This window comes from Facklamia sp. P13064, from assembly GCF_050409425.1.
GTDB lineage: Bacteria > Bacillota > Bacilli > Lactobacillales > Aerococcaceae > Facklamia.
Genome location: NZ_JBNUPM010000010.1, coordinates 41,195 through 57,969, shown reverse-complemented (window position 1 = coordinate 57,969; position 16,775 = coordinate 41,195). Strand labels below are relative to the sequence as shown.

General features: G+C 37.6%; 16 protein-coding genes. 4 read left to right on the top strand and 12 right to left on the bottom strand.

Features of this window, described 5'->3' with window-relative positions:
• Window positions 1–44: 44 nt before the first annotated feature.
• The 7 genes from ypfJ to ACQV2S_RS05630 form a co-directional block, all read right to left on the bottom strand.
• Complete coding sequence (gene ypfJ / locus ACQV2S_RS05660) at window positions 45–986, bottom strand: KPN_02809 family neutral zinc metallopeptidase (RefSeq protein WP_428875244.1); 942 nt, start codon at window positions 984–986, stop codon at window positions 45–47.
• A gap of 17 nt (window positions 987–1,003) precedes the next feature.
• Window positions 1,004–2,563: a cardiolipin synthase gene (cls, locus tag ACQV2S_RS05655; protein ID WP_428876072.1), complete on the bottom strand. Its 1,560-nt coding sequence runs from the start codon at window positions 2,561–2,563 to the stop codon at window positions 1,004–1,006.
• A gap of 20 nt (window positions 2,564–2,583) precedes the next feature.
• Complete coding sequence (gene tkt / locus ACQV2S_RS05650; RefSeq protein WP_428873147.1) at window positions 2,584–4,584, bottom strand: transketolase; 2,001 nt, start codon at window positions 4,582–4,584, stop codon at window positions 2,584–2,586.
• Between the two features lie 67 nt (window positions 4,585–4,651).
• Window positions 4,652–5,221, bottom strand: coding sequence for a hydrolase (locus ACQV2S_RS05645; protein WP_428885152.1), 570 nt, complete (start codon window positions 5,219–5,221; stop codon window positions 4,652–4,654).
• 30 nt (window positions 5,222–5,251) lie between these two features.
• Window positions 5,252–5,461, bottom strand: a complete 210-nt coding sequence (locus ACQV2S_RS05640) for a hypothetical protein (protein ID WP_428875241.1) — start codon at window positions 5,459–5,461, stop codon at window positions 5,252–5,254.
• Between the two features lie 100 nt (window positions 5,462–5,561).
• On the bottom strand, window positions 5,562–6,299 hold the full coding sequence (gene pgeF, locus ACQV2S_RS05635; protein ID WP_428875240.1) for a peptidoglycan editing factor PgeF: 738 nt from the start codon (window positions 6,297–6,299) through the stop codon (window positions 5,562–5,564).
• A complete protein-coding gene (locus ACQV2S_RS05630; RefSeq protein WP_428875239.1) occupies window positions 6,292–6,948 on the bottom strand; it encodes an NUDIX hydrolase in 657 nt (218 codons plus the stop codon). Before ACQV2S_RS05630 ends, pgeF begins: the two co-directional genes overlap by 8 nt.
• A 201-nt stretch (window positions 6,949–7,149) precedes the next feature.
• Here ACQV2S_RS05630 and ACQV2S_RS05625 point away from each other — a divergent pair, with 201 nt between their 5' ends.
• From ACQV2S_RS05625 to ACQV2S_RS05610, 4 genes are all read left to right on the top strand, one after another.
• Window positions 7,150–7,419, top strand: a complete 270-nt coding sequence (locus tag ACQV2S_RS05625) for a type B 50S ribosomal protein L31 (RefSeq protein ID WP_428873142.1) — start codon at window positions 7,150–7,152, stop codon at window positions 7,417–7,419.
• Between the two features lie 193 nt (window positions 7,420–7,612).
• Window positions 7,613–9,190: an AbgT family transporter gene (locus ACQV2S_RS05620; RefSeq protein WP_428885150.1), complete on the top strand. Its 1,578-nt coding sequence runs from the start codon at window positions 7,613–7,615 to the stop codon at window positions 9,188–9,190.
• A 167-nt stretch (window positions 9,191–9,357) separates the two neighbouring features.
• On the top strand, window positions 9,358–10,914 hold the full coding sequence (locus ACQV2S_RS05615) for an ABC transporter substrate-binding protein/permease (protein WP_428885148.1): 1,557 nt from the start codon (window positions 9,358–9,360) through the stop codon (window positions 10,912–10,914).
• A 20-nt stretch (window positions 10,915–10,934) separates the two neighbouring features.
• Complete coding sequence (locus tag ACQV2S_RS05610; protein ID WP_428873139.1) at window positions 10,935–11,666, top strand: amino acid ABC transporter ATP-binding protein; 732 nt, start codon at window positions 10,935–10,937, stop codon at window positions 11,664–11,666.
• 76 nt (window positions 11,667–11,742) lie between these two features.
• Here the strand turns inward: ACQV2S_RS05610 and pcp are convergent, their stop codons facing one another.
• The 5 genes from pcp to rho all read right to left on the bottom strand — a co-directional run bounded on the left by pcp (window position 11,743) and on the right by rho (window position 16,770).
• Entirely contained in the window at window positions 11,743–12,390 is a 648-nt protein-coding gene (pcp, locus tag ACQV2S_RS05605; protein ID WP_428885146.1) for a pyroglutamyl-peptidase I, read from the bottom strand.
• Between the two features lie 32 nt (window positions 12,391–12,422).
• The gene (locus ACQV2S_RS05600; protein WP_428873165.1) at window positions 12,423–13,328 is read right to left on the bottom strand and encodes a DUF979 domain-containing protein; all 906 of its coding nucleotides are present in this window, start codon (window positions 13,326–13,328) and stop codon (window positions 12,423–12,425) included.
• An 83-nt stretch (window positions 13,329–13,411) separates the two neighbouring features.
• Entirely contained in the window at window positions 13,412–14,095 is a 684-nt protein-coding gene (locus ACQV2S_RS05595) for a DUF969 domain-containing protein (RefSeq protein WP_428873137.1), read from the bottom strand.
• 142 nt (window positions 14,096–14,237) lie between these two features.
• The gene (locus ACQV2S_RS05590) at window positions 14,238–15,410 is read right to left on the bottom strand and encodes a zinc-ribbon domain-containing protein (protein ID WP_428885144.1); all 1,173 of its coding nucleotides are present in this window, start codon (window positions 15,408–15,410) and stop codon (window positions 14,238–14,240) included.
• A gap of 94 nt (window positions 15,411–15,504) precedes the next feature.
• Window positions 15,505–16,770, bottom strand: a complete 1,266-nt coding sequence (gene rho, locus ACQV2S_RS05585; RefSeq protein ID WP_428873135.1) for a transcription termination factor Rho — start codon at window positions 16,768–16,770, stop codon at window positions 15,505–15,507.
• Window positions 16,771–16,775: the final 5 nt, after the last annotated feature.

Below are 16,775 nucleotides of genomic sequence, written 5' to 3'. Positions count from 1 at the left end.
ACAAAAAGAACGCTTTATGAAAATTCATAAAGCGTTCTTTTTTGTTAAATATCACCATTAAAGGTATCTGCTTCTTGGAAATCACCAGCATATTTATAGCCTCTAGCAAACCATTCTTGTCTTTGCTTAGATGTTCCATGAGTAAAGGAATCAGGAACTACATACCCCATCGTTTCTTTTTGTAAAGTATCATCCCCTACTGAAAAGGCTGCTTGAAGTGCTTCTTCAATGTCTCCTTCATCTAAGATACCTTGCTCATCAGCATAGCGTGCCCAAGCTCCTGCATAATAATCTGCTTGCAATTCTAAGCGAACCGTTAATTCATTCTTAACGCCTGGATTTTGTTGAGCCAGTTTCTGATAATCATCCATTGTCCCTAGCTGTTGTTGGACATGATGCCCCACTTCATGAGCCAGAACATAAGCCATCGCAAAGTCTCCTGGAGCGCCATATTTATTAGCTAATTCACGATAAAAACTAACATCTATATAGATAGCTTGGTCACCTGGACAGTAGAAGGGGCCTGCAGAACTTTGGCCAAATCCACATCCACCAGTATTTGTTCCTTCTGTGTAAAGGACTAATTTTGGTCTTTTATAAGTTAAATCATATTCAGCGAACTTTTCAGTCCAAAAATCTTCGGTATTAGCTAATACTACTGAAAGAAACTCTCCTTCTTCATCAGTTATTTGATTGTTAGAGTCGGACTTTTCACTAGCATCTTCAAAAACGACACCTGAATCACCGTAGTTGTGATTCGTTGGTTGCCCGCCTCCTAACAAAGAAGATCCTCCTGTAAAAAAGGAAATAAGCAAGATTCCTATCAAAATCCATTTAAATTTCCCTTTTGACATCAATAACATCATTAGGAGATTACCACTCATACCACCCGAACGGCCTGAGCCCATTCCTCCGCCAAAAGAACTTCCGCCTTGGCTTCGACGGTCTTCAACATTTTTACTTCGTCTTAAATCTTCCCACCTCATTTTCGGCCTCCTTAATACTAGACGAATGGAGCTAACAATCTCAACAATGCGTCGATAATCCTTCCAGCAATCGAACGTCTTAGGTGCTTCATCCGAATTAATTCAGCCACACTCTGTGCCTGAATAAAGTCATCTTTAATCGCTTTTATTTCTGGATGATAGTATAGCAAGGTAGCCGTTTCAAAATGAAGATATAGTGAACGATAATCTAAATTAAGGGTACCGACTATCGCCACCCGATCATCTGAAACGAATGACTTAGCATGTAGAAAACCGGGAGTATATTCATAAATTTTTACTCCACCTTCTATCAAAGGACGATAGAAAGACCTAGTAATTCGATAAACTAATTTTTTATCAGGAATTCCTGGTGTCATCAAGCGCACGTCCACACCCCTTTTAGCTGCTAAAGTCATAGCCGTTTGTAACTCATAGGAAATAATTAAATAGGGAGTAAAAATATAAACATAACGCTCTGCGGTGTTGAGAATCTCACGATAGACATTTTCACCTATTACTTCACTATCTAAAGGTGTATCACTAAAGGGTTGGACATAGCCGCTGGACTCATTACCTTCGATAATACTTAAACTTTCATCTAAACTGGCTTGGTCAGTAAATTTTTTGTCATCTGAATCTTCAGTTACGTAGGCATTCCACATAGTTAAAAACATTTGTGAGATGTTCCATACAGCAGCACCTTTAATACGAATCATAGTGTCTTTCCAATAGCCAAATCGCTCCACCGCATTAATATACTCATCTGCAATGTTTAGACCCCCTGTATAAGCAATCTTATCATCGATAACAATATACTTGCGGTGATCTCGAGTATTGTAAACAAGAGAAACAATTGGCCGCACTGGGTTAAATTTAAGGGCCTTAATATTAAATGCCTCCATTTGTTCGACAAAGTCTTTAGGAAGTCTTAAAAGACAACCGAAATCATCATATATTAAACGTACTTCTACACCTTCTTGAGCTTTTCTTTTAAGCACGTCAAAGATTTGATCAAACATTTGACCTTGTTCAATAATGAAGAATTCAAGAAAAATATGTGAGTGTGCTGACTCTAGGTCTTGAATAAGTGGTTCCATCATTGATTCGCCATTCGCAAAATACTTAACGTCTACCCCCGCAGAAACAGGCATTTTTGCGTAATCATTGACATACTTTGCAATGCCTGCAATCCGTGGATTATCTTGTGCTAGCGACCCTAAGGCATTGGGCACCTTTTTTAAGTCCCTTAAATGATAGCGATTCTGACGATTAAGTCGTTCTGTCATATCTGCCAAAGGTCGTTTGTTACCAGCATAGAGATAAAACAAAGAGCCTATGATAGGTGAAACTGCTAATAACACAATCCATGATAAGCGATAAGCAGGACTTTCGTTCTTATCTAGCAAATAAATGATGATCCCAAAAGATACAATAGTCATAAAGAGGTTTAGCCAAACAGAATAGGCAACTAGATCTTTGACCAATACAACTATCCATATAATCTGGAGAATAGTTAAGGCTGCGATAATTAATAAACGAACAATTAGAGGCTTTGTCTCATTTGTTCTTTTCCCCATACCTTCTCCCCCTTTTAATTTTATAATTCAAAGTGTTTAAGATAAGCTTGAGCGATTTTTTCTGCTGAAAAACCAAAGTGTTCAATGGCTTGGTGGCCTGGAGCTGAGGTACCAAATTCATCAATACTAATGGTTAAGCCATCCATACCAATATATTTATGCCATCCAAAGCTAGATCCCATCTCTATAGAAGCTCGTTTGTCAAGCTGTTTAGGTAGTATCATTTCTTTATACTCGTCACTTTGTTGATCAAAAATATTTTGAGCAGGCATCGAAATAACATTTACATAAACTTCTTTTTCAGCCAATAGTGCTTGAGTTTCAATGGCTACTGAAACTTCAGATCCTGTAGCAATTAAAACACCTTGTGCGTCTTCCTTGGCAGGTGAGATGATATAAGCACCTTTACGAACACCTTCTTCTGCTAATTCATTAGAGTTGTTGATAACCGGTAAGTTTTGACGGCTAAGAACTAATAAAGTAGGTGTTGTTTGAGATTCCACGGCAATCTTCCAAGCCACCATTGTCTCGTTTGCATCTGCCGGTCGGATGACATTAAGATTTGGCATGGCACGAAAAGCTGCTAAATGTTCAATCGGTTCATGTGTTGGCCCATCTTCACCTACAGCAACTGAATCATGTGTTAAAACATAAGTAACGGGTAATTGAGATAAAGCTGACAAACGAATGGCCGCTTTTAAGTAATCTGAGAATACAAAGAATGTCCCACCATAAATTTTATTTCCACCATGCAAAGCAGCTCCATTCATCATGGCAGCCATGGCAAATTCTCTAACACCAAACCAAATGTTTTGTCCTTGTCGACTTCCTGGCATAAAGTCTTCTGTCTCTTTAATCATGGTCTTGTTTGAACCAGAAAGGTCAGCAGAGCCTCCCCATAAATATGAAACTCTAGCTTTTAGGCCTTGAATGGCTGTTCCAGAAGAGCTTCTTGTCGCTTCAGCTTTAGCATTCACATCGAGAAATTTAAGGTCAGCTGCATAATCTTCAGGTAATTCATTTGCAAAAGCTGCTTTTAATTCTTTTGCTAATTCAGGATTAGCTTCTTGATATTGTTCAAATAAATTTTGCCATTCATCTTGAGCTTTTTTTCCACGTTCCACTATTTTTTCATTAAAAACAGATTTAGTCTCTTCGGGCACAGTAAAGGCTGGATAATCATATCCATATTTAGCTTTAGTTTGTGACCAAGCGTCTGCTCCCAATGGCGCTCCGTGAACTTTAGAAGTTCCCTCATTCGGTGATCCAAAACCAATCACTGTTTTTACTTCAATAATTGAAGGTTGGTCGCTTACTTCTTTAGCAACTTCGATTGCTTGAGAAATAGCCTCTAGGTCATTACCATCTTCTACTCTTTGATAATGCCAATTTTGACTCTCAAAACGTTTTTTAATATCTTCCACAAATGATAAGTCTAAGTCACCATCTAAAGAAATATCGTTTGAATCATAGAGAACCACTAATTTGCCTAATTTTTGACGGCCAGCATAAGAGCAAGCTTCATAAGAAATACCTTCCATTAAGTCGCCATCACCCACTAATACATAGGTGTAATGATTAATAACTTGATGTTGGTCCGTATTATATAAAGCAGCCGTATGTTGTTCTGCCATAGCCATACCAACTGCTTGCGCAATTCCTTGACCAAGCGGTCCCGTAGTCGCTTCAACTCCATCAGTATGACGATATTCAGGATGCCCTGGTGTTATAGAACCTAATTGACGGAATTGTTTTAAATCTTCCATTGTAACTTTGAAGCCAGATAAATGTAATAGACTATATAGCATGGCTGAACCATGTCCAGCAGATAGCACAAAACGGTCTCTATTAATCCATTGACTATCTTTAGGATTAATATTCAAATGACTCGACCACAAAGCATAGGCCATTGGCGCTGCTCCAAGTGGTAATCCTGGATGTCCTGAGTTGGCCGCTTCTATTTGGTCAACACTTAAAGCACGAATCGTATTTACAGCAATTTGATCTTTTTTAGAAAACATATTGAACTCCCTTATACTTATTTTAAATTTATTATACCATCTTTCTGCTTAGTTTTTATATCCCGTCTTATTTTATTTTTTTTTTACGATATTTAGCCATCAATTCAGCGAAGATATCTGCAGAAGCAGGTGGGCTATAGGTAATGGTATTAGCACCTACTTCAAGAGTCTCTAAGATGCTGGGGCCTGTTGGACCTCCTGTAGCTATGATAGGTACAACGTCACCCACTTGTTGACGAATTTCTGCCACTAACTGAGCGGTTCTAGCACCTCCAGAAACATTTAACATATTAGCCCCTGCATTTAATTTCCCAATATCATCATCATGCTCACTTGAAACAGTTGCCACTACAGGATCATCAACCACCTGGGCAATCTGACGGATTAGCTCATTTTCCATTGGTGGATTAACGACTACTCCAAAGACTCTCGCTTGCTCAGATTGAAAGGCTAGTTGAATACTGCGCTCGCCACTGGTCATTCCTCCTCCTTCTCCAGTAAAAACTGGTACGGATGAGACATTAATCAATGACTGATTAATAGCCATTTGTGGTGTGAAAGGATAAACTGACATAACAGCATGGGCATTTGAGTTTCGAATAAGGGCCACATCTGGCGAAAATAATAAACTCTTCATTCGATGACCAAAAATCCGAATTCCAGAAGCTTAATAGATTTCGTCCGGCATCTCAACTAAGCGATGGCGTAATTTAGATGAAAATTCCGGAACTTGTTTTGATACTTGCGCCTCCAGCTCTTTGATGACAACCCGACTGTTATTTTCACTATCTATCTCTGTTTGAATGGATTCGTAAGAATAGCCTCGCCCTTTATAATGGGCCATGAAGTCCTCTTTATTAAACTTATCCTCTGCCATATAAAATCTCCAATTCCTTTTAATATCCTTTATTCTAAACAATCCTTAACTAAAAGCTAGAAAAAAGATAAAGAACCAAGCAAAAGCTCGGTTCGTTTTTTTACTTAATCATGGCAAAAAGACCATTCAATTGATAGTCACTGCCTTCTTTGCGCGCAGAGTGAAGCTCGGAAGATAGATAAGTAGAACGCCTATCTACCATTATTCTTTCTTGAGGGATCCCCAAATCTTGAATTAACTTCATGTTAGCATCAGTCATACTCAATTGATACTTGCCCTCTTTTTGACCTGGTTTTATATATAAAGCATGATTATCCCACTCGGCAAAAGCTTGATAGACTTCCTCGCCCACTTCATAATGATCTTGGTCAATGGAAGGACCAATATAGACCCAAAGATCTTCTAATTTACAAGCAAATTTCTCTTGCATCTTTTTAACAGCCAATTGACTGATTTTTTGTACCGTGCTTCTCCAGCCTGAATGAACAATTGCAAAAACTTTTTGGTTGGCATCAAAAATAATGACAGGAGTACAGTCCGCAAACTTTATCATTAAAACTTGCTGAGGCTGATTAGTTAACAAACCATCCGATTGAGGCACTATATGCCCAATTGCAAACGGATTGCTAATTTCTTCTTGAGGAAATGCAACCTTGGGACCATGAACTTGTTCTCCAGTATAGAAACTTTGGAAGTCAAAACCTCCTTTTTCAAGCGCTTTTGTAATTTGTTGGCTTACCGCTGCTTCACCTATTTTAGCGACTCTAAAATTATATTCTGCTCCTGCTAAAAATACTTGTAGACCCATTTTTTCGAATGGCTGAAAAAAATTATTCATTAATTTTTTCCTCCTGAACATTGATATCATAATGATTACGAATGACCTCTGCAAAACATTGTGTCATACTGGCAGTAAAGCCCCATAGATACTCTCCACTAGGTAAATTATAAAACGGAATTTTACGTTTTACCACTCTAAATTGATAAGATGCACCATGAGCCATTAAGTGGAAGGGGAAATCTTCCCCTACTTCCGTCAATACAGATGCATCGTAATAAGTTGGATTATTATTTAAGACATAGTCTAAGGGAAGGGTAAACAAATAAGCGACTTCTTTGGCATTCGGACTTATATTATCAAAAGTAATATCTTTAATCAAAGCTACATAAGAATGAATCATTGTTGCATCATGAATCAATCCATCTAACTCTCCAATAACTTCTATGTGTTTACGACTGATATTTAATTCTTCCATCGTTTCCCTAACTGCCGCTGCTTCAAAAGTTTCACCCACTTCCACCTTTCCTCCCGGAAAAGAAGTATCGCCCGGCTGAGAAATTAAGGAGCTTCTTACTTCATAAAGGAGGTGCCATTCATTTTCTCTTTGAATAAGAGGAATTAAAACAGCATAATGTGTCTTATCTTTAAATTGATTCGGCCGATAATTAGCAAGCGATTGTCTAATCTGTTCTTCTTCACGTTTCAACTTCTTCCCCCCCTCTAAAGTATTTTCATAAATTATAGCACTTTTTATCTCGTTTTCGAAATAAAAGAGATGGGATAGTTCATTATATTCCAAAAAAAGATTGTCAGCACTATAAAATTTTGTTATTATTCTTATGTTGCACCCTGTGCAAAGAATAACTGTAGATTAGCAAATAATTTACGGCAGAAAGGAAGTATACACATGAAAGCAGGCATTCATCCAGAATATCATCCAGTTGTGTTTATGGATACTTCGACAGGTTATAAATTTTTATCAGGATCAACTAAGTCTTCTTCAGAGACAGTTGAATGGGAAGATGGAAACACTTACCCTTTAATCCGGATTGAAATTTCATCTGATTCACATCCATTCTATACTGGACGTCAGAAATTTACACAAGCCGATGGACGCGTCGACAAGTTCAACAAAAAGTTCGGATTTGTGGACAAAAACGCAAAAAAAGAAGACTAATTTTAAACAGCTCAAAAAGCCGACCCAGGTGCTTAAAAGCGCTCCGGTCGGTTTTTATTTGCATTTGTTTTTAGAGACTCATTGATGACTTTCTATTGTTTTGAAAAGGCCTTGCATCTCTTTAAATAATTTAATAAGATTTATTATTATAATGATTTAAAATATTGTTATAGGAGGAATAATTAATAGTAGTATGGAATCAAATGGAAAGAATAAAAAAAGTTTTGTACAACGTTCACTAGATTGGGTGGAAAAAGTCGGTAATAAGATGCCGCACCCAGTAGTAATTTTTATCATCTTGTCGGCTATCACTATTTTAATCTCTGACTTGGTTTACCGCTCAGGCGTTTCAGTAGAGTTCTTTGATGCGAAAGCAGATGAAACCAGTACTATAGCAGCCGTCTCACTCTTAAACAGTGATGGCTTACGCTATATATTTGAATCGGCGGTTTCAAACTTTACTAGCTTTGCTCCTTTAGGAACTGTTCTCGTCACCATGTTGGGTGTTGGAATTGCAGAATGGTCAGGCTTAATCGGCTCTGCCTTGACTAAGTTAATTATGAAGGTACCTAATTCACTCTTAACCATGGTGGTTGTTTTTGCCGGTATTATCTCAAATATTGCCTCTGATGCTGGTTACGTAGTGGTTGTGCCACTTGGCGCTATTATGTTTGCTGGTGCTAAGCGTCACCCAATTGCTGGTCTAGCTGCTGCCTTTGCTGGGGTATCGGGCGGATTTTCAGCCAACCTTATGTTTGGACCAACTGATGCCTTATTAGGAGGGATCACTAACGTCGCTTTAAATGCCAGTGGCATTGATTATGAAGTTTCCATTAGTGGTAACTGGTATTTCTTAATCGTCTCTACTGTTTTCTTAACCATTATTGGTACTTTAATAACCGAAAAAATTGTTGAACCACATCTTGGTTCATACCATGGCGACTTTGATAAACATGAAACTAGCGAGCTATCCCTTAAGGAAGAAAAAGGTCTAAAGAATGCCGGGATCGCATTGTTAGTTTCATTAGTCGCGGCTTTTCTACTAATGAACCCTTGGTTTGGTCCCTTCCAATCAATCGACCCTGAGACCGGTCTAAAGACTTTACAACCCTTTATGAATACCGGCTTAATATTTATGGTTTTCTTATTATTTGGTATACCAGGCTATGTATATGGTCGTACAACTGGCAAAATTCAAAATTCTAATGACTTCGTGGAATCAATGATTGAGGCTATGCGATCAATGGCAGGTTTCATCGTAATGGCTTTCTTTGCTTCCCAACTGATTGCTTACTTTACCGAGTCTAATTTGGGAATTATTTTAGCTTCAACAGGTGCAGATTTCTTAAAAAGTCAAAAGATTTCAGGAATTCCTTTAATCCTTGCTTTTATTTTCTTTGCAGCTTTTATCAACTTGTTTATTGGTTCAGCTTCTGCCAAGTGGGCAATCTTAGCTCCTATCTTTGTTCCAATGTTTATTGCCATTAACTTGTCCCCAGAGATGACCCAAATGGCTTATCGTGTGGCTGATTCATCCACTAATATTATTTCACCATTGATGAACTATTTTGCAATGATTCTTGTGTTTATGCAACGATATGATAAGAAGAGTGGAATTGGGACCCTTATTTCAACTATGCTACCATACTCTATTGCTTTCTTAATCTTCTGGTCAATCTTATTAATTGTATGGTACAGTCTCAACCTTCCATTAGGACCTGGCGCACCCGTACAAGTTTCAATGATTCAACCTCTATTAGGGCTTTTATAAGATTTCATATAGTCAAAACAGGTGTTTCTTAATTGCTACAAAAACAATCCTACCCAATCAGCGTATAGGTGGGATTGTTTTTTGCTTGTTTTCTTATTCACATAATCTATCTATCTATTCATTTTTTTGATAAAATAATCATATTCTATTGTGCTTAGGAGAATTCCATGAAAAAACTTTATAAATTGATCTTTACTTTACTGCTTATTTCCATAAGTTTAATTTTAACTCATCCTTCCATATTAGCTAAACAAGAGTATACGATTGGAACTTCCGGTCAAACCAAACCACTCAACTATTTTGATGATAAGGGTCAATTAGTAGGAATTGAAATTGAAATCCTGCAAGAAATTGATCGACGTAATGAAGATATTGAGTTCAAATTTGAAATTACTGAGTTTTCTTCCCTCTTCGCAGGACTGGATTCTGGTCAGTTCGATCTAGTCGCCAATAATTTGGGTGAAAATCCCGAACGACGTGAAAAATTTTTATTTTCCCTCTACCCATATGTCATCACTCACAATGTATTAATTACAGCTAATGATAGTAGGGAAGGCCTCACCATTGAACAAATGGCAGGCAAATCTTTTGGTGTCGTTCCTTCTTCCCCACAATCTATCTACCTAGAAGCTTGGAATGAGACTCACCCTGATAAGGCAGTTGTTATCCAATATGCAGAGTCTGACCCAGCCTCTTTAATACGTGATGTTTATAACGGTCGAATCGACGCGACTATTTACGCCACAACCTATCTAAAGGATGTTGAGGATACTTACGGCATCCAATTAAAAATGCATCCGATAGCTAACGAAGAAGAAATTAGAATTCCTGGCTCTTATTTTATTTTCCGCAAAGATGAAGTTGAATTGCGGCAAGTGGTTGATCGAACCCTACAAGCTATGCGACAAGATGGTAGTCTGAGTGAAATTTCACTGAAATATTTAGGTCAAGATGATACTCTGCTAAATGAAACAATTATTCAGCGCAATCAGAGCTTTGAATCCCAAAGACTTAAAGAACAAACAAACAGTCAACTTATTTCATTAAATGCCATTAAAATCGCTTTCCCACGGATTCTTGAAAAACTTCCGATTACCTTATTAATTACTCTTATTGCTGGGATAATCGGCTTAATACTTGGATTTATTTTAGCTATCATCAAACTCAAAAAGATCAAAGGTCTAAGAGGGTTCGTCAATCTTTTTGTTTCTTTTATGCGTGGAACCCCCTTGCTTGTTCAGCTATTTCTTGCTTATTACGGCTTACCCATCTTTCTACAATGGCTTAATCGATCAATTGGTACTGATTGGGATGTGAATCAAGTCCCTGCCATTCTTTACGCTTTCTTAGCCATGGGACTAAATGAATCTGCCTATAACTCTGAAACGATTCGCTCAGCCATTCTTTCTGTCGATCATAAGGAGATTGAAGCTGCCTATTCTATTGGCTTAAATGCTAGTCAAACCATGTGGAGAATTATCTTACCTTCAGCTATGATTAATGCCATACCTAACCTAGGAAACAGTCTTATTCGCTTATTAAAAGGGACATCCCTAGCCTTTACCATTACGGTCGTTGATATGATGGGACAAGCCAAAATAACTGCTGGCTCTAATTTACGCTTTTTTGAAGCTTATATTGCTATTTCATTGATATACTGGCTCTTATGCATTCTATTAGAATGGTTGATTAAAAAACTGGAAAGCTATTACCAAGTGGGCTGATTTTTAGAAAGGAACTTAAAATGTTAGAACTAAATCATTGGTCAAAGTCATTTCAAAATAAAAAAGCTATTCAAGATATCCATTTAAAAGTTGAGGCTGGACAAGTCCTGACTATTATCGGACCCTCTGGATCGGGCAAATCGACTCTACTACGAACAATTAACTTTATTGAACCTGCTGACGAGGGAACTATTCGTTTGGATCAGTTAACACTGAATGTTGAAACGGTCTCTCAAACTGATGTTCTTAACCTCCGTAGACAAACAGCTATGGTATTTCAAAATTATGCATTGTTTTCTAAAAAGACTGCGCTGGAGAATGTGATGGAACATCTTTTAATGGTGAAAAAACTTTCTAAATCTCAAGCAAAGGAAAGGGCCATCCCCTTCCTACAGCAAGTTGGTATGGGGGACCATCTAGATGACTACCCTCACCAGCTATCAGGCGGACAACAGCAAAGAGTTGGAATTGCTAGGGCTTTAGCGATTGAACCCAAAGTTATCCTATTAGATGAACCCACTTCTGCTTTGGACCCTGAACTAGTTGGAGGCGTTTTAGACCTTATTCAAAAAATTGCCCACCAGCATATGTCCTTAATCCTTGTAACTCACGAAATGAAATTTGCCCAACAAGTATCAGACCGAGTCGTATTTTTAGACAAAGGTATCCTTTTAGAAGAAGGAAGCAGCTACGATGTTTTTAATAATCCACGACATCAACGAACACAAGCTTTTATTGAAAGTATTTCCTAAATAAATAACGCTCTCTTTGATGGATTAATCCCCATCAAAGAGAGTGCTGTTTTAATTTCTTTTTTTAATTCTAAGATTAATGAGTAGCGCCACCAACAGCTTTGATATCTTCTTTTTCATTATACTCAACAATCGCTTCAATTGCTTTTTCAATTCCCTTAGCAATATCCTTCAATGACATTGAAGGAACGTTTGGCTTATCAACCACTTGTTGGGTCATAAAAGGAATATGCATAAAGCCTGCTTTAGTATTCGGCATCTCTTTTGCCGCAAAATAAAGTGACTGATACATAATATGATTACAAACGAAAGTCCCAGCAGTATTCGAAATGCTTGCGGGTAGACCGGCTTTACGAATAGCTTCTACCATTGCTTTAACCGGTAAGCTAGCAAAATACGCAGGTTCTCCGTCTTTTTGAATAGAAACGTCAATCGGTTGATTGCCTTCATTATCTGGGATACGCGCATCATCTTGGTTAATGGCCACACGCTCAGGTGTTAACTCCGCACGCCCCCCTGCTTGACCGATGTTTAAAATAACATCCGGTTTTACTTCCAAGGCTTTTTCACGAACAACTTCCGCTGATTTATGAAAAACAGTCGGTATTTCTAATTTTATGATTTCTGCTCCTGCAATCTCATCAGGCAACATTCTTACTGCTTCAATGGCTGGATTTACGTCTTCGCCACCAAAGGGATCAAAGCCTGTTACTAAAATTTTCATCAAATTCCTCCCTATTCACTTCTATTTTACAATTAAAAAGCAAAGAAATACATTAATACAATATGGACTACAATCATTACCACTGCAACTGGAATCTGCTGTTTAATGACGCCATACTCATTCTTCATTTGTAATAGAGCTGCTGGCAAAGCATTAAAATTTCCAGCCATCGGCGTTATCAAAGTTCCACAATAACCAGCAGTCATGGCTAAGGCTCCTGCCACAAAAGGATCTGCCCCTAAGGCAAATACAAAAGGTATTCCTATTCCTGCAGTAATAACGGTGAAGGCTGCGAAAGCATTGCCCATAATGGCAGTGAAGATTACCATTCCCATTACGTAAGCAACCACTCCAAAGAAACGGCTATCAGCAGGAACGACGCCACCAATCAAACTGGCAATGACATCACCAACACCTGCCGCTGTAAAGACTGCTCCTAAAGCGGCTAGTAGCTGAGGTAAAATACCTGTAGTAGAAACTTGTTGTACCATTCGACTATTTTCATCAAGAAACTCATAGGGTTTAGCTTTTGAAACGATGAACACTATAACGGTGGCTAAAACTGCACCCATTGCGATCCCGACTACATTAAAGCTTTGAATCGTAAATCCAATAATTAAAGCCACTATCCCAAGTGTTAATACAGGGATAAAGATTTTATTACCGACTCTTTCAGAACGAGCTTCTGCTTTATCTTCATCAACTATTGGTAAAGTTCCCACTTTAACTTGTTTAAAGAGTGATAAAGCACCCATGACACAGATGATAATTCCGATAATCATAGGGGGGATAAATTGTCCACCTAAAAAAGTGAGACCAGATAAACCCCAAAACATGGCTGTTCCAACTCGATTAGGATTCGTTTCGTCTGTAAAAGCTCGCCATGCCGTGTGGAGAAGTTGCAAACCAATAAGAATAAAAGTGATTTCCAAAAGCATTGGCACATAAGGTTCAAGTGCGGCATTTAAGCTTTCAAGGAAAGTTATCGCTAGAAACCCAGCATAATTACTTAAGAGTTGCATTATTTAACCTCCCCTTTATGATGACGTCTAATTTTGACATCCAATAATAAGTTGTAAACGACTACTACAATTAAAGCAATGATAGCAATTGGCATTGAAGCAACGGCTACATTAGCCGTCGTTCCTTCATAACCTAACTCTTTTAAAGTCCCAGCAATCAAGAGGACTCCAGCTGAACCTATGAAAGTATTTTGTCCAAAAAAGTTTCCGAAGTTCTCATTAGCCGCCGCACGCCCTTTAATCAATTCGGTTTCTTCTTCATTAAGATCGTCGCCTACTTTTAACTTAGTTGCTGCTTCACCCATTGGGTAGATTAATGGACGCACAAATTGTGGGTGTCCTCCCAAACGAATTGATAAAAATCCTGCAATTATACGAATCAACATATAAAGAGAGTATAGCCAACCAGTGGTTAACCCCTTTAGTTTTCCAATCAGTTTAACAGCTTGCTGTTTCAAACCATAAGCTTCTGATAATCCAATCATTGGTAAAGATAAAAAGAATAAAGATACAACTCGCTGTTTAGTATAAGTTTCTCCCAAAATTGTGAAAAATTCAGCCAGGGAAATCCCTGAAACTAAAGCTGTAGCTAATCCTGCCAGTATAACAGTTGCTAAGGTATCTAGCTTAAAATAAAAACCAAGAACGATAATAATAATTCCAATTAATTTAATCCATTCCATAAGTAACCTCCTTTTTTATGTTAGATTCTAATAGTACCATAGAGCTAACTCTATAACAAGTTCGTTTTATTATTATAATCTTTTGCTAATATGGATAGTTTATTTATTGAAAAAGAAGGCTTCAAAACGAGCCTTCTTTTTTTTATTTTAACTCCGCTTGTTGGATCTGCGCTTTGAGGTTTTGATCTTGGGAATAGTCTAAAGTGGTTTTTGTTTTATTGACTAGTTTGACTGGAATGGTTTCTGTCTGTAATTCGTGGCCATTATAATTAGCCTTTAAGCTCACTTCAAAAATTTGACCAACAAAGCCTGACAATTGAATCTGATTCTGTGAATACTCCTGACCATCAATATTAAATGAAATTACTTGAAAAGGTAGATCAAGTCTTACTCCTAATAGAGCTTTATCCACCATTAAAGTGTTAGTCACTGGTACTAAGGACAGCTTATGTCGGAGTGTTTCTAATTGACTATAATCTAAATCAAACCAAACCTCTTCGGTTTTTCCTTGATAAGTATATTGAATCATCACATTTTGTATTCGAGGCTCAATTAAAATGCCTCCTTTTGAGTTAATAGACTGAGTAGTTTGGTCTTCACTCAATATTTTTAGGTCACGATATTCATTAGAAAGAGAGAGTTGGACTGGTAAGGGATAAAGATTAATCGCATATTTAGGAAATATCAACAGAAAGCTTCCCGTTTTTTCTGTTTTCGCCAACTTACTTCCTTGCCATTCAATACCTGTTGATAAATTACCATTTAGCAATAATTGTGGAAAATCAATATCAGCTTCTTGATAATGTTCAATTGTTCGTTTGACATCTAAATCTGTCCAGGGCGCTTCAGTAATAGGTGTTTTTACTACCGCTGCTGCCTTTAAATAATCTTTCTTTTTAATAGCCTTAGTGAATTGCTCTTCAACTGCTGCTTTAGAAAAATTTAAGCGATAAATCATGACAAAACTAATTACTCCTAAAAAAATCAGGCTAAAACCAACAAGCTTTTTCCAATCAAAGCCTTCTCGCTTAGTTAGTACCCTGTGGTCTTTATGATCTAATTGTGTAGTCTCAGATTTATTATCCTCCTGGTCTGTTGACAAGTTTCTTTCATCTTGTCCATGATATAAATCCATTCTACTTTGGGACAGAACAGAATCTTTTGGACTCTTTTCATTTTCTAATAGATTTACTCTTCCATCAAAGGATGCACTATCATTTTCTTTATATAAATGATCATTGTTTAACGGCAAGCCACACTCTGAGCAATATTTAGCATCTGGCAGATTTTCATAACCACAATTCAAACATTTCATAAGTATTCTCCTTCTTACTATATTCAACCATATCTATAAGAAATATATATTTTTCTCAAAAAAGAACCCCTCACTTAGTAAGGGTATTTCTTATTTATTTACTTGAAAGTTTGGATAACTGTGCAAAAAAGTCTTGATTATTATCTGTCTGACGCATCAATTGTATTAATTGTTCGGTATATTCTAAACCGTTAGAAGTCATTAAATTGCGCAAGTCCCAGATTTGACTTAAATAGTTTTCCTCAATTAATAATTCTTCTTTACGGGTAGAAGATTTTTTAATATCAATAGCTGGGAAGATACGTCTTTGGCCTAATTCTCTGGACAAATGAAGTTCCATATTGCCCGTGCCTTTAAACTCTTCATAAATAATGTCATCCATTCTTGATCCAGTATCTACTAGAGCAGTAGCTAAAATCGTTAAAGACCCGCCATTTTCAATGTTTCTAGCTGAACCAAAGAACCGCTTAGGAAAATAAAAAGCTGCAGGATCGAATCCTCCGCTCAATGTTCTTCCACTCGGTCGCACCACCAAATTATAAGCTCGTGCTAACCGTGTGATTGAATCCAAAAGGACAACAACATCTTGTCCATCTTCCACCAAGCGACGTGCATGAGAAAGTAGTAAATCTGCCAAACGCACATGGTTTTGCGGTCTTTCATCAAAAGTTGATGAAACAACCTCTGCCTTGACTGAACGCTCAATATCAGTTACCTCCTCAGGACGCTCATCAATTAAGAGAATAAAGAGTTTACTATCAGGATAATTACTGGCAATCCCTCGTGCTATCTCTTTTATAATAGTTGTTTTACCAGCCTTAGGTGGTGCAACAATCAATCCCCTTTGACCGAACCCAATTGGTGCAATCACATCAATCAGGCGGTTTGATAAAACATTTTGTTTATATTCCAATTTTATCTGCCGGTCTGGATAAATGGGTGTTAGACTGGCAAAAGCATCTCGATTAAGCGTTTCTTCAGGATCTCTCCCATTGACGCTCGATATCTGCATCAAACCATAATAACGTTCTGAGTCCTTAGGCGGTCGAGCAGGTCCTCCTACTCGATCACCATTTCTCAAGGAAAACCGGCGGATTTGTGAATCTGAAATATAAACATCTTCCCTACTAGGAGAGAAATTAATCGGACGAATAAAGGCTAGGCCTTCATCATTAGGAATATCTAAGATACCTTCCACTTGGAAAAAACCTTGCTTTTCCTTTTGTGTTCGCATCACAGCTAAAGCTAATTCTTTTTTAGACAGTTGACTAAAATCAGGGATTTTTAATTCCCTAGCATAAGCATATAAGTCTTTTACTTCTTTATTTAATAAATTCTCTAAGGAAAATGCATCACTCACTGGGT

What these genes read in the sequence shown, in the direction of transcription:
- ACQV2S_RS05645 (WP_428885152.1), bottom strand. Translation starts at nt 5,221, where the DNA reads ATGAAGAGTTTATTATTTTCGCCAGATGTGGCCCTTATTCGAAACTCA.
- ACQV2S_RS05610 (WP_428873139.1), top strand. Translation starts at nt 10,935, where the DNA reads ATGTTAGAACTAAATCATTGGTCAAAGTCATTTCAAAATAAAAAAGCT.
- tkt (WP_428873147.1), bottom strand. Translation starts at nt 4,584, where the DNA reads ATGTTTTCTAAAAAAGATCAAATTGCTGTAAATACGATTCGTGCTTTA.
- ACQV2S_RS05640 (WP_428875241.1), bottom strand. Translation starts at nt 5,461, where the DNA reads ATGGCAGAGGATAAGTTTAATAAAGAGGACTTCATGGCCCATTATAAA.
- pcp (WP_428885146.1), bottom strand. Translation starts at nt 12,390, where the DNA reads ATGAAAATTTTAGTAACAGGCTTTGATCCCTTTGGTGGCGAAGACGTA.
- ACQV2S_RS05620 (WP_428885150.1), top strand. Translation starts at nt 7,613, where the DNA reads ATGGAATCAAATGGAAAGAATAAAAAAAGTTTTGTACAACGTTCACTA.
- pgeF (WP_428875240.1), bottom strand. Translation starts at nt 6,299, where the DNA reads ATGAATAATTTTTTTCAGCCATTCGAAAAAATGGGTCTACAAGTATTT.
- ACQV2S_RS05590 (WP_428885144.1), bottom strand. Translation starts at nt 15,410, where the DNA reads ATGAAATGTTTGAATTGTGGTTATGAAAATCTGCCAGATGCTAAATAT.
- ACQV2S_RS05615 (WP_428885148.1), top strand. Translation starts at nt 9,358, where the DNA reads ATGAAAAAACTTTATAAATTGATCTTTACTTTACTGCTTATTTCCATA.
- ACQV2S_RS05600 (WP_428873165.1), bottom strand. Translation starts at nt 13,328, where the DNA reads ATGCTTTTGGAAATCACTTTTATTCTTATTGGTTTGCAACTTCTCCAC.
- cls (WP_428876072.1), bottom strand. Translation starts at nt 2,563, where the DNA reads ATGGGGAAAAGAACAAATGAGACAAAGCCTCTAATTGTTCGTTTATTA.
- ACQV2S_RS05625 (WP_428873142.1), top strand. Translation starts at nt 7,150, where the DNA reads ATGAAAGCAGGCATTCATCCAGAATATCATCCAGTTGTGTTTATGGAT.
- ypfJ (WP_428875244.1), bottom strand. Translation starts at nt 986, where the DNA reads ATGAGGTGGGAAGATTTAAGACGAAGTAAAAATGTTGAAGACCGTCGA.
- ACQV2S_RS05595 (WP_428873137.1), bottom strand. Translation starts at nt 14,095, where the DNA reads ATGGAATGGATTAAATTAATTGGAATTATTATTATCGTTCTTGGTTTT.